Origin of the sequence: Nostocoides sp. (assembly GCF_035343835.1) — a bacterium.
Taxonomy (GTDB): Bacteria; Actinomycetota; Actinomycetes; order Actinomycetales; family Dermatophilaceae; genus Nostocoides_A; species Nostocoides_A vanveenii.
This window is the reverse complement of the sequence record NZ_DAOQZV010000063.1, coordinates 2,356-14,432: the sequence shown is the minus strand read 5'-3', so window position 1 is coordinate 14,432 and position 12,077 is coordinate 2,356. Positions and strand designations below refer to the sequence as shown.

The following is a 12,077-nucleotide window of genomic DNA, read 5'->3' as shown; positions in this document are numbered from 1 at the left end:
AAGGCCACGCGCGCCTCGACCGCGACCTGCCCGCCCATCCCCGATCCGGACGTGGTGGACCCCCACGACGGTTCCGCCGCAGCCCGCGTGCCGGGGTGGGCGGCATACGTCACGACAGCGGACAGCCTGCGATTCGGGGCGCAACCGAGCCTGCTGGGCACCCGGCTGGCCGGTCGGGTCACGACCTTGGCCATCGGCCCGGGCGCGGCGATCGCGCTGGCCACCGCCGACGGGACGGCCACCGCCTATACCCCGGTCGACTGGTCTTCGGTCACGTCCGACGCTCTCGCCACCCAGATCGGCGACACCCGCCTGACCGTGATCGACGCGGGGACGGCCACCGAGGTCGGCGCGGACCCCGAGAAGGCTCGGGCCCCGGCCGACCAGGTCGCCGCCATCGATGACCGCATCGCCCGGGTTGTCGGCGCGCTTCGGCCGACCGACACCGTCATCGTCGCCGGCCTCGCCGACGGCGGTTCGGTCCCGCACGTGCGCCCCGTTGTCGTGCGTGGCCCGGAGTTCGGCGCGGGTGGCCTCTACTCGCCCTCGACCCGCATCCCCGATCTGATCCAGAGCGCCGACCTGACGGTCACCTTGCTGGCGCAGATGCATGTGGCGGTGCCCGCTGAGCTCGGGGGCGCGATCCTGCGGCAAGAGCGCAGCGGGCCCGCCGACAACGCAGGCGCCGCAGCGCGGCGCACGCATCTGGTCGACATCGACCAGGCCTCCCACGAGGTCCGTCTGCTCGTGCCGCCCTTCTTCGCGGGCCTGGTGCTGAGCCAACTCGTCTTCTATCTGCTGGTCTGGCGGGTCTGGAAGCACAAGGGCGCGAGCCTGGCCACGCGGGCCCGCCTCATCCGGGCGGTGCAGATCATCGCTGTCGCCGCAGCCGCCGTCCCGGCCGCGACCTTCCTGGCCAATCTGTTGCCCTGGTGGCGGGCGAGCGCGACCCTGCCGGCGATCGTGGGTGCGGTCGGTCTCTTCGTCGCCCTGATCGCCGCGGTGGCCCTGATCCCGCCCTGGGGGCGACGCCTGATGGGTCCGGTGGGGGTGGTTGCCCTGGCCACGGTGGCCGTGCTCGCCGCCGACGTGATCACCGGCTCGCGGCTGCAGATTTCCTCGCTGATGGGGCTGCAGCCCACTGTCGGTGGGCGCTTCTACGGTATGGGGAATGTCACCTTCTCGATCTTCGTCACCGCCTCGCTCATGCTGGCGATCGCGGTCTCCGCCTGGCTGCTGCGCATTCGCGGGCGGCTCGCGGCGGTTGCCGCGGTGATCGCGATCGCTCTGGTCACCGTGATCGTGGACGGCAACCCGGCCTGGGGCGCCGACGGGGGCGGCCCGCCGGCCTATCTGCCCGGTGTCGCCTACTTCGCCTTGGCCCTGCTGGGCATCGCGATGACCTGGAAACGGGCCGTGCTCATCGGGGGGATCACCGCGGCGCTCTTTGTTCTCGTCGGCTTCCTCGACTCCCGGCGCGCACCGGAGAGCCAAAGCCATCTCGGACGCTTCTTCGACGAGATCGGCAGCGGCCAAGCCCTCAACATCGTCATCCGCAAGGCGGAGCAGAACTTCGGGATCCTCATCAGCTCGGAGTTGTCGATCCTCGTGCCCTTCGCCCTGGTTTTCGTGATCTATGTGCTCCTGCGGCCGACGTCCTGGGGCTCGAGGGCCCTACACCGCTCCTTCGAGCGGGTGCCGACGCTGCGCCCGGGTTTGATCGGATGGCTGATCGTGATGGTTATCGGCTTCTTCATCAACGACTCCGGCGTGGCGATCCCCGCGGTCGGTGCGGCCGTCGCGATCCCGCTGGTCATCGCCATCGCCACTCGGACCCTGCTGGAGGAGATCGACGATGGCCGGCATGCTTGACGGCGGACGGCTCGCGAGCGTCATGCGCGCGTCGGACTCCTGGTCGCAGGTCGCGCACAGTGACGACGTCGTTGACTTCCTGCCCATGGCCCTCGCCCTCTCGATCGGCATCCTCATCGCGGCGATTGCCATCGCGATCCCGGTCGCCCTGCATGCCCGGGTCGCCGGACGCGACGACCAGGCCGCCGACACGCCGCCCAACCTCCTGCCACTCCTGGACGGACCCACCAACCGAGTCGATGACCGGCTGCGCAATGCCGTCGTCCAGTTCGACCTGCCGGCCGACCTGACTCCGGAGCAGATGGCGGTGTTGCGGTTCGACGGCCAACCGGAGCGAGCGATCGCTGCCGCCCTGCTCGACCTCGAGGCACGCGGCGTCATCGCGATCGAGCGCCCGAAGGTCCGGGTCACCGTCGAAGCGGGTGCCGACCGCAGCGGCATCAGCGAGTTCCAGCGGCGCCTGATCACCGTGCTCGGGCACGACGAGCTGACCAAGCCGCTGGAAAACCGTGACTGGGCACTCTCGACGCTCTATGCCGACGCGATGGGCCGTGGGTGGTTTCGGCACCGCCCCGACTATGCGAGCTACGGCCCGCGCCTGTGGTCGGCGGCGTGCCTGGGCTTCGGCTTCATCCTCGGCGTCTATACGGCGAACATGTTCCTCGAGGGCTACTGGACCTTCGCGATGCCATTGGCAGCCGGCATGGGTTTCCTGTTGTTCTTGGCGTGGGTGTTCACCTATGCCGAGCGCCGCCGCCCGATCCGCACACCCAAGGCGCGCGCCCTCGCCACCCAACTCGCCGGCTTCGGCCGGGTGCTCGGTGCCACCGAGCAGGGCTGGCTGCGTGTTCACCCCGACGAGCCCTACCCGCCGACGTGGGCGGCCGTCGCGATGTCCCTCGGCGTCAGCAGTGAGGCGCCCGGCCCGTATGCGCGCGCCATTCGCCGCTGACCGCTCGGCTGCTGGCCTAAAGTCGTCGCCGTGCGTCCCGTCATCGGAATCACCACCTATGTCGAGCCCGTCGATCGCGGCGACTGGCCCGGCCTGCGCTCCGCGGTTCTCCCGCAGGCGTATGTCGATCAGGTCCAGTCCGCGGGCGGGATCGCCCTGCTCATCCCGCCGCGCGCCGACGCCGACCTGCCGCTCGCGGAGGCGGTGCTCGCCCGCGTCGACGGCCTGATCATCGCCGGCGGCGCCGACGTCGAGCCGAGCCGGTATGCCGCCAGGCCCCACCCGCTCGTCCAGGACGCCCGCCCCGATCGCGATGCGCTTGAACTCGCTCTCGCAACAGCCACCTCGGCCTCGGGGTTGCCGGTCTTGGGCATTTGCCGCGGAATGCAGGTCATGGCCGTCGCCGCGGGTGGCTCACTCATCCAGCACCTGCCGGACGTGGTCGGGCATACCGGCCATTCGATCGCCCCGGGGACCTATGCCGATCACCGCGTCGCCACGGTCGACGGCACCCGTCTGCGCGCCCTGCTCGGCCCCGAGGTCAACGTGCCGAGCTATCACCACCAGGCGGTCGCCGATCATCCCGGGTATGCCGCCGCCGCCTGGGCGGCCGACGGCACCTTGGAGGCGATGGAGGATCCCGACGCTCCCTTCCGGGTGGCCGTGCAGTGGCATCCGGAGATGGGTAGCGACCCGCGGCTCTTCGAGGCGTTGGTCGCCGCTGCGAGCACCGGCCGCAACTGAGCGCGGGGCTAGAGCGTCTCGAGGAGGCCGTTCGCGAGCAGCGAGTGCACCGCTTCCGCGACGAGCTCGGGCGCGTCAGGGTGCTCGCCGTGCTCGGTGACGACCGTGGCGGTCGCCTCCGCCACGGTCAGTTCAGCGGTGCACGCGCGCCAGATCGTGCTGCCGAGACCGAGCAGTCGGATCGGGTTCGGGCCGTTGAGCACCAACACGTCGACACCGTCGTCGATGGCATCCAGATACCGGGCACGGGTGATACGGGTGTGCTCGGTCACTATCGCGTCGTCCGCCGCGGGTGTGCTCGTCCACGGCTCGGTGCGGCGGCCCTCAGCGGGATCGACAATCTGCCAGTAGGCCCCGTTGTTGCTGCCGCGTGGAATGCCCGCCAGCAGCGCATGGATCAGTGGCGCGGCGTCGGAGATCTCGGCATACGTCAGGCGGTGGACGCCGGCGCCCGCGGTCAGGACGCGGGCGAGGCTCGCCAGCGGGCGGTCCTGGGTGGGGAGCGCCGATGACTGCGGGATGGTCTCGGCCATGGCTTCGAGCAGCGGCACCGATTCGAGCGTCGGGACACCGTGACCCGGCTTGCGGCACAAGAGGATTGTCGCAGCGAGCCAGGGGTCGGGCGGTGCGGGAAGCAACCCGAGTTCGCCCGGTGACTTCTCGATCTTCGGCTGGCCCGGAGCGGGGATCAGGGAGAGCGGTTTGGGGTGTCCGATCAACGTCAGGTCGTCGCGGATGACAGCGGTCTCGTCACTGAGGTAGCCCAACTCGCGGCCCAGCGTGCGCGCCGCCGTGGACTTCCCGGTACCGGACTCGGCCACGAGGATCACGCCCGCACCGGTCGCCGGCTCGGCCAGCGCCGCACTGTGCAGGAGCGTCAATCGACCCGACTGGGCCCGGATCGACGCCAGCGTGATCGCGGTCGAGAAGGTGTAGGGCGCGGTGACCACATTCTCGTCGAGGATCGGCCCGCCCTCGGCGCCCACGGGATCGCCGAGGTGGCTGGCGATCAGTTCTCGAGGGAAGTCCTCGGGCTCGGATCGGTCGGCCGTCTCGACATCGGCATGGGCCCATAAGTGCCTGAGCCGGTCGGCGACCTCCGGACGCACCCGGCTCAGGTCGACATCCCAGCGACAGCCCATGGTCGAGATGCGCAACGCGGTCAACCATCACTTTCGGCGGCCGGGACGAACAACTGGACGGACCCGATTATCCCGAACCCGGCACGCAGGGCCGCACGCAGGGAGCGCGCATTGCCCGGAGCGACCGATGCGAGCACCAGATCCGGGGGGAGCAGGTCGAGCACGTCGGCGAAGATGCGCGAGCCGCGCCCGGGCTCGTCGACCTCGACGCCGATCATCGGTAGGTCGCCCGGCCCCTGCCCGACGGTGGCGACATCGCGGCGGTGGGGATCGGCATACCCGAAGGTGGTGACCTCGCCGCGGGTGAGCCGCGCGTGCACGGCGCGCGGATGGTCCGCCAGATCCGGTCGCGCCCGGAGCGCCGGGGTCTGCAGGCCGCGGCCGTGAGCGATCAGGAGAACGTCCAGGCAGTCGATCCAACCGTGGGGGCCGGCCAACTCCATGGCCACCGCGGGCAGTGTCGCGCCACCGAATCCGTTGCAGCCCAAGGCCTCTAATCGTTCCCGAGCAGGCTGCCGGTCGCTGCACACGTAGGCGTGCCCGGTGAACACCACGACCGCACCGACGCCAGGACGCCAGTCGGGCAAGGTCGTCCAGCCGCCGTCGGCGGCCGGCCAACCTCCCACGGCGGCAGCGCGCAGGACGCTCGCGAGAGGATGCGGCACGGGCCCAGCCTGCCACGACCGGACATTAGGCTTCACCCATGGCTTCGCCGCACGCCGCCGCCCTCATCGAGGATCGGTGGAATCGCCTCAAGATGGCCGCCCTCAGCGACCGCGGCTACGGCACCCAGATCATCACCTACACCGGGTATGGGTCGACCGGCAGCGTGCGCATTCTCGCTCGCACCCTGATGTCGCGACGCCGAGACCCGGAGTCGGCCGACGCGACCGCGAGCGATCTCGAACTGCACCACGCGATGTATGCCCGCCGGGGCTGGCGTTCCTTCTTCACCGCCCCGGCGATCGGGGTCCCGGTGCGCATAACGATCGGCGAACGCACCGTGCATACGCGCACCGACCGCGCGGGTATTCTCGATGTCACGATCGCCGACCACGGCCTGGCGCCCGGGTGGCGCGAGGCGACGATCGGCGCCGCCGGAGCCCGGGACGCCAGCGCGCCGGTCCTGGTGATCGACCCCGATGAGACCTTCGGCATCGTCAGCGATATCGACGACACGGTGATCAAGACGATGCTGCCGCGGCCCCTGATTGCCGCCTGGAACACCTTTGTGCGCCACGAAGGCACGCGGTCGGCGGTGCCCGGCATGGCGACGATGTATCGCGACCTGCTCGCCGAGAATCCCGGCGCGCCGATCATCTATGTCTCCACCGGGGCGTGGAACACGGTGCCGACGCTGACGCGCTTTTTGCGCTCGCGCGGCTATCCGCTCGGGCCCCTGCTGATGACCGACTGGGGGCCGACCAACACCGGCTGGTTCCGCAGCGGCCAGGACCACAAGAGGGCGGCGCTGCATCGACTGGCCCGCGAGTTGCCCAATATCGTCTGGGTGCTTGTCGGGGACGACGGTCAGCACGACCCGGCGATCTATGGCGAGTTCGCCGAGCAACGGCCCGAGCGCGTGCGCGCGATCGCGATCCGGCGCCTGTCCGCGACCGAGCAACTGCTCTCGCACTTCACGCCGCTGGCCAATGACGAGCTGGGGCCGAACCGGCGACGGCTGGCGCAGGTGCCGATCTGCCGCGCGAGCGACGGCTACGGCTTGTTGCGGCTGCTCCAGGTGGCACTCGGGAAGTTGCCGGTGCCCAGCGATGTGGTCGTCGAAGAGTGAGGTCGCGCGATGCCTGAGTTGCCCGAAGTCGAAGCCCTGGCCGAGTTCTTGCGTTCGCGCACAAGGGATCTGGCGATCACTGGTGTCGAGTTGGGATCAATCTCGGTGTTGAAGACCTTCAACCCGCCCCCGGACGCCCTCGTGGGCGCCCCGGTGGACGGCGTCGCACGCTTCGGGAAGTTCATCGATATGGACTGCGGCGGAACGCATTTGATCTTCCACCTGGCGCGCGCCGGCTGGCTGCGGTGGTCGGATGCCTTGCCGCAGACGGTGATTCGACCAGGGAAGTCCCCCATCGCGTTGCGGGTGCGGCTGGATGACGGATCGGGCTTCGACCTGACCGAGGCCGGCACCAAGAAGCGGCTGGCCGCCTATATCGTCGGCGCCCCCGACCAGGTGCCGGGCATCGTCAGCCTGGGCCCGGACCCGATGGCAGCGGATTTCACGCAGGACCACTTCGCCGCGATCCTCGGTGGCCGCCGCGCGCAAATCAAGGGCGTGCTGCGCGACCAGGGCATCATCGCCGGGATCGGCAATGCCTACTCCGACGAGATCTTGCACGTGGCCAACATGTCGCCCTTCGCGCTGGCGTCGAGCTTGGATGCCGATGCTGTGGCGCGGCTCTACGAGGCGATGCGCGAGACGCTGGCCTCGGCCGTGGCGACGGCGTCGGGCAAGCCGGCGGCCGAGTTGAAGGACGCCAAACGCGCCGGTATGCGCGTACACGGCCGCACCGGCGAGGCCTGCCCCGAGTGCGGGGACGTGGTCCGCGAGGTCTCCTTCGCCGACTCCTCGCTGCAGTATTGCGCCACCTGCCAGACGGGCGGCAAACCCCTCGCCGACCGCCGCACCTCCAAGTTCCTCAAATAGCCTCCCTTCCCCGTCGAACGTCCAAATTCATGCCGTCGCGAGTGGGTTGGTTCAGGCTGCGCGGCCGGCACGATGAATCGCCCCAGTTCGCCCCGGTCATCTCGGCCATTCACCCGGCATCTCGGCTCGGCCGCTCGTAGGGTAGCCAGATGCCTGACGACACTCAGACCAGTCCCGACGACGCACCGCTGCCCCCTGCGTCGATTGGCCCGGACGGACCGCCGGCCGTGACCTCGACGCGGACGTCAACCGTCATGGAGACCCGGACGACTGCGTCCGCCACCGAGCCGGTCGACGATGTGGTGACGACACGGCATACGATCGCAGTGGGCGGAAAGTCGTTGTCCTACAAGGCAACCGCCGGACGCGTCGTGCTGCGCGAGGAGAAGTACGAGGACGGTGTCTTCGCCGGTCATCAGCCCGTTGCCGAGGTCTTCCTGACGTCCTATGTCGCCGACGGCGACGCGGACACCGATCCGTCGACGCGCCCGGTGGCCTTCGTCTTCAACGGCGGCCCCGGGAGCTCGAGCGTATGGCTGCACCTCGGCCTCCTCGGCCCGCGCCGAGTGCTCGCCGGGGATGTCGACGCGCCGGCGGCGCCGCCATACAGGCTTATCGACAATGCCGAGACCTTGCTGGCGCACTGCGATCTGGTGTTCATCGACCCGGTGTCGACGGGCTATTCGCGCGCGGTATCAGGTGGCAAGCCCAAACCCTTCCACGGCTATACCGGCGACATCGCGTCGATCGGCGAGGTCATTCGCCTCTGGACATCGCGCGAGAAGCGTTGGCTGGCACCGAAGTTCGTCATCGGCGAGTCCTATGGCACGCTTCGTGGCACCGCGCTCGCCGAGCACCTGCAGAGCACGTTCGGGATGTATCTCAACGGGCTGGTGCTGATCTCTAGTGTGCTCGACCTGAGCTCGATCGACTTCGAGGAGCAGCGCAATGACCGAGCGCACGCGCTCTATCTGCCCTTCTATGCGGCGACCGCGCACCGGCACGGCAAGCACCCCGGACGGACGTTGGAGGAGGTTGTCGATGAGGCGCAGGCATACGCCGATCGCGACTATCCCTATGTGCTGGCGCGCGGTTCGCGCCTGACCGGCGATGAGCGAACGGCTGCTGTGGCGACACTGGCGCGCCTGACCGGGCTCAGCCCGGACTATGTCGACCGGGCCGATCTGCGGATCGAGCACTGGCGCTATTTCGGGGAGTTGCTGCGCGATCAGCGACTGACGGTCGGGCGGCTGGATGCGCGCTTCAACGGACCGGCGGCGAGCGCGATCGCCGAGAGCATGGACGCCGACCCATCGATGGACGCCATCGACGGCGCGTATGCCAGCGCCATCAACCACTATGTGCGCGCCGAGCTCGGCTACGAGAACGACCTGCGGTATGAGCACATCACCGACCGCGTGCACCCGTGGTCGTACCAGGAGTTCGAGGGGCGGCCGATCGACGTCTCGCCCCTGCTGGAGCGGGCGATGCGCGCGAACCCGCACCTGCGCGTCCACGTGGCCTTCGGGATCTACGACGGGGCCACGCCGCCGGCAGCGGCCGAGGAGGTGCTGGCCAAGTTGCGCCTGCCGGAGGCGCTGCGCGGCAATATCGAGCGGGCCTACTACCCCGCCGGACACATGATGTATGTCCACGAGGAGTCGCGGGTGAGGCAGAGTGCCGATCTGGCCGACTTCGTTCGGCGCTCGTCGGATGCATCAGCCGAGCCAGTGCGGCCCTGAGCCATGAGACCCACCGAGGAGAATGTCGCCATGGACGAAATGCGTGAAGTGACCGTCGCGGAGTTGCCCGATGATGCTCGGATCCTCGATGTGCGCGAGAACGACGAGTGGGCCGCCGGTCGTGCTCCCGGGGCCGTGCACATTCCGATGACCGAGCTGCCGGCTCGACTGGGCGACCTCCCGGACACCGATCCCGTGTTCGTGATCTGTCGTTCCGGCGGCCGATCGGCGCGCGTTGTCGCGTGGTTGGAAGGCAATGGCTTCGACGCGGTCAATGTGGCCGGCGGGACGCTGGCGTGGGCCGCGGCGGGCAAGCCGCTTGTGGGGGACGGGGACACGGCATACGTGAAGTAGCGGGCCCCGGCGAAGGGGCGGCTGCGTCACTAAGGTGGGCTTATGGGGCTCTTTCGGCGCTCGGGCAATGGCGACGGCGACACGTCGGCGGGTGAGGCAAACGCGGGTGTGAGCCGCTTCCACGAGACCGATGACAGCCTCGTTGACGGTGACGGAATGGGGCCGTTGCGGCCCCGCGACCGCGGCCTAGGTGAGCAAGAACGCGCACGGATCGCGGCCGGACTTGCCGCGCTCGGTTCGGCCGGCGTGGACATCGCCGACCTCGACGCGATGGGTGCGGCGTATGACGCGACCTATGCCGCGTGGCGCGACACCGCTAAGCGCAAGCGGGAGAACCACGATGCCCTCGTCGAGCAGTTCGCGATCGGGCTCGGGGAGCATCTGACGCGGCATACGGACCTGCGGTGGCGCATCGTGACCGATGTCTTCGGGACCGATCTGGCGATCGCGGATCAGCGTGAGGGCGACTTCGTCGTCGTGCCGGGCAATCTCGTGGCGTCGCGGTGGATGCGTGGGGAGACCGGGTGGCTGCCCGGAGTCGCGCGGCATCTGATCCGCGTGCGGGGCGAGAGCACCGCCTCCTGATGTCCCGGGGTGCTGGTGGGATCTCGGACGGGGGTCAGGCGCCTGCCCAGGGTGCTCATGAAGCCGCCCCCAAGGACCACGGCACCAACCCCGCACCCAGCCCGGCGACGCTGGCCGCGCTGACCGCCGAGCCGGTGGGGCGGCTCGGGCGAATGGAGCGGCGGATCCTCGGCCCTGGCCGCGAGCCCGATCCGCGCTACAGCCTGGCCAACGAGCGGACGTTCCTTGCCTACATCCGCACCGCGTTGACGCTCCTCGGTGGCGGGGTGGCGGTCGAGGCCTTCGCCGGGGATGCGATCGCGTTGGTCGCGCGCCGTGCGCTCGCCCTCGGACTGGTCTGCCTGGGCATGGCGATCTCGGCGGCCGCCTCCTATCGCTGGGTGACTTTGGAGCGGGCGATGCGCCTCGGCCGGCCGTTGCCGCTGAATCCGATCGGCTTCGTGCTCGCCATCGGCGTCACTCTCGCCGCTATCGCTCTCGCGGTCTCGATCGTCTTGGCACCCTCATGAGCCGGGCCGCCGCGAGTCCCTGGGATGGGGACAGCGGGCTGGCTCGAGAGCGATCGGATCTGTCGTGGGGTCGCACCATGCTGGCGGTGTTGACGGTAACTGGGTTGTTTCTGCGGTGGATCCCCGCGCACGGTCTGGCCACCGTCGTGCCGATGGGGCTGGGCGTGGTGGCGGCCTTCGGGTTGCAGGTCTTGCGCCGTCGGCGCCGGCTCGAAGTGTTGGGCGGGCACGGCAGCGCGGCCGAGGAGGTCCTCGGATTGGCGGCGCTGGTCTGCCTGGTCGGATTGGCCGCGCTGATCCTGATTGCGCTGGGGATCTGACGCCGGCCGGCCGTATCTGGTGGACGCCGCAGGGTGTCGACGCCGGTGTCGAGGATCGGTCCTGTTGGTCGCGGCCGGGCTGGATGCGTTCCACGGAAGCGGCACCGATCAACACGGGATCAACGACCCGTTGATCGGATGGCTACGTGAGATCACCGAGGCGACCGGCGCGCAACTTGCGGCGATCCGGAATGTCCATGACCGGCTCAGTCCGTACGCCCCTTCGGCCTCGGAGTCTGCCAAAGCGTGAACGGGTAGGACCTTCGGAAGTCCGCGTCGGAAGTCCACGTCATGGCGATCTCCCGTCGCCTCGATCAGGCGCTCGGCAGCCACATTGGTCAACGACCGGTCCGAGTCCCTGGGTCCGCAACCACGCGACATGCGCGGCGTGAGAGTGGAGTGGTCTTCGTCGGAGTCGCGGTAGTACGTCACCCCAAAGGGCCCGGCGTCGCTGCCCAGTCAGGCGCCGCGAAGCGATGGCGCTCGGAATCGCGATAGAAGCGGACCCAGTTCAGGTCGAGGTGTTCGCCGAGCGGGCCGCGATAACTCGCGCCTGCCGTTCGGCTCGCCCAGTGGCTTGTAGGCGCGGCCTGCTCGACGTCCGCAGCGCGGCCAGCCGCCGAGTCGGGAGCTGAGTCGGGACGAGGTGGTGGGGGTTGGACCTGGATCGGTCGGCCCCGATCGTCGTGGAAAACGAAGGGGCACAACACACCGTCGCCGTGACGCGCGCTGCCGCCGTGATGCCGGTCGTCGGCGGCGATCGCGCCCGCGCTAAAAGTCGGCTTGGCGGGCGTGATCGTGAAGGCACCCTGGTGGTGGCCGGTGTGGTGGTGGGGGCAGAGGCAGATCAGGTTGTCGTAGTCGGTGCCGCCGCCGTCTTCCCAATGGTGGAGGTGATGGATCTCGACAAACCGGGTCGCCGGGCAACCGGGGTAGGCACGGCCCCGGTCGCGGTCTTCGACCAGGCGGCGGGTCCGAGCCGGAATCCCGCGTTGGGTGCGTCCGACGTTGACGGGTTTGCCGTCGCGTTCGAGGATGACAGCGTGCGCGCTGATGCAGGCATACCGATCGGCGGGGTGTCGTGGGATCGCGCCGCGAGCGTTGAGCCACGCTCCGCCGATGTCGAGGTGGAGGTAAATGCGGTAACGATCTGCGCGCGAGACGGCCTCATCGAGCAACCGAATCATCAACGGCA

14 protein-coding genes are annotated in these 12,077 nt (G+C 69.5%); 12 read left to right on the top strand and 2 right to left on the bottom strand.

What is annotated here, in order from left to right:
• The 3 genes from PKH97_RS06575 to PKH97_RS06565 form a co-directional block, all read left to right on the top strand.
• On the top strand, positions 1–1,872 hold a 1,872-nt coding region (locus PKH97_RS06575), incomplete at its 5' end, for a hypothetical protein (protein WP_324386608.1).
• Positions 1,856–2,824: a hypothetical protein gene (locus tag PKH97_RS06570; RefSeq protein WP_324386607.1), complete on the top strand. Its 969-nt coding sequence runs from the start codon at positions 1,856–1,858 to the stop codon at positions 2,822–2,824. The genes PKH97_RS06575 and PKH97_RS06570, both read left to right, overlap by 17 nt.
• A gap of 30 nt (positions 2,825–2,854) precedes the next feature.
• Entirely contained in the window at positions 2,855–3,568 is a 714-nt protein-coding gene (locus tag PKH97_RS06565) for a gamma-glutamyl-gamma-aminobutyrate hydrolase family protein (RefSeq protein ID WP_324386606.1), read from the top strand.
• 8 nt (positions 3,569–3,576) lie between these two features.
• Here the strand turns inward: PKH97_RS06565 and PKH97_RS06560 are convergent, their stop codons facing one another.
• Both PKH97_RS06560 and PKH97_RS06555 read right to left on the bottom strand, forming a co-directional pair.
• Positions 3,577–4,725 carry a hypothetical protein gene (locus PKH97_RS06560; RefSeq protein WP_324386605.1) on the bottom strand — a complete coding sequence of 383 codons (1,149 nt, stop codon included), beginning with the start codon at positions 4,723–4,725 and terminating at the stop codon, positions 3,577–3,579.
• Positions 4,726–4,730: 5 nt separating this feature from the next.
• Positions 4,731–5,375 (bottom strand): N-acetyltransferase, encoded by a 645-nt coding sequence (locus PKH97_RS06555; RefSeq protein WP_324386604.1) that lies wholly within the window; start codon positions 5,373–5,375, stop codon positions 4,731–4,733.
• 38 nt (positions 5,376–5,413) lie between these two features.
• Between PKH97_RS06555 and PKH97_RS06550 the strand changes: the two genes are divergently transcribed.
• From PKH97_RS06550 to PKH97_RS06510, 9 genes are all read left to right on the top strand, one after another.
• A complete protein-coding gene (locus tag PKH97_RS06550) occupies positions 5,414–6,502 on the top strand; it encodes a phosphatase domain-containing protein (RefSeq protein ID WP_324386603.1) in 1,089 nt (362 codons plus the stop codon).
• 9 nt (positions 6,503–6,511) lie between these two features.
• Positions 6,512–7,372 (top strand): DNA-formamidopyrimidine glycosylase family protein, encoded by an 861-nt coding sequence (locus tag PKH97_RS06545; RefSeq protein ID WP_324386602.1) that lies wholly within the window; start codon positions 6,512–6,514, stop codon positions 7,370–7,372.
• A gap of 149 nt (positions 7,373–7,521) precedes the next feature.
• Positions 7,522–9,114: a peptidase S10 gene (locus tag PKH97_RS06540; RefSeq protein WP_324386601.1), complete on the top strand. Its 1,593-nt coding sequence runs from the start codon at positions 7,522–7,524 to the stop codon at positions 9,112–9,114.
• 30 nt (positions 9,115–9,144) lie between these two features.
• Entirely contained in the window at positions 9,145–9,468 is a 324-nt protein-coding gene (locus tag PKH97_RS06535) for a rhodanese-like domain-containing protein (protein ID WP_324386600.1), read from the top strand.
• A gap of 42 nt (positions 9,469–9,510) precedes the next feature.
• A complete protein-coding gene (locus PKH97_RS06530; RefSeq protein WP_324386599.1) occupies positions 9,511–10,053 on the top strand; it encodes a DUF3806 domain-containing protein in 543 nt (180 codons plus the stop codon).
• Positions 10,053–10,562: a DUF202 domain-containing protein gene (locus PKH97_RS06525; RefSeq protein WP_324386598.1), complete on the top strand. Its 510-nt coding sequence runs from the start codon at positions 10,053–10,055 to the stop codon at positions 10,560–10,562. The genes PKH97_RS06530 and PKH97_RS06525 overlap by 1 nt, the downstream gene beginning before the upstream one ends.
• Entirely contained in the window at positions 10,559–10,882 is a 324-nt protein-coding gene (locus PKH97_RS06520; protein ID WP_324386597.1) for a hypothetical protein, read from the top strand. Before PKH97_RS06525 ends, PKH97_RS06520 begins: the two co-directional genes overlap by 4 nt.
• Positions 10,883–10,946: 64 nt before the next feature.
• Entirely contained in the window at positions 10,947–11,132 is a 186-nt protein-coding gene (locus PKH97_RS06515) for a hypothetical protein (protein ID WP_324386596.1), read from the top strand.
• Between the two features lie 406 nt (positions 11,133–11,538).
• On the top strand, positions 11,539–12,077 hold a 539-nt coding region (locus tag PKH97_RS06510), incomplete at its 3' end, for a hypothetical protein (RefSeq protein ID WP_324386595.1).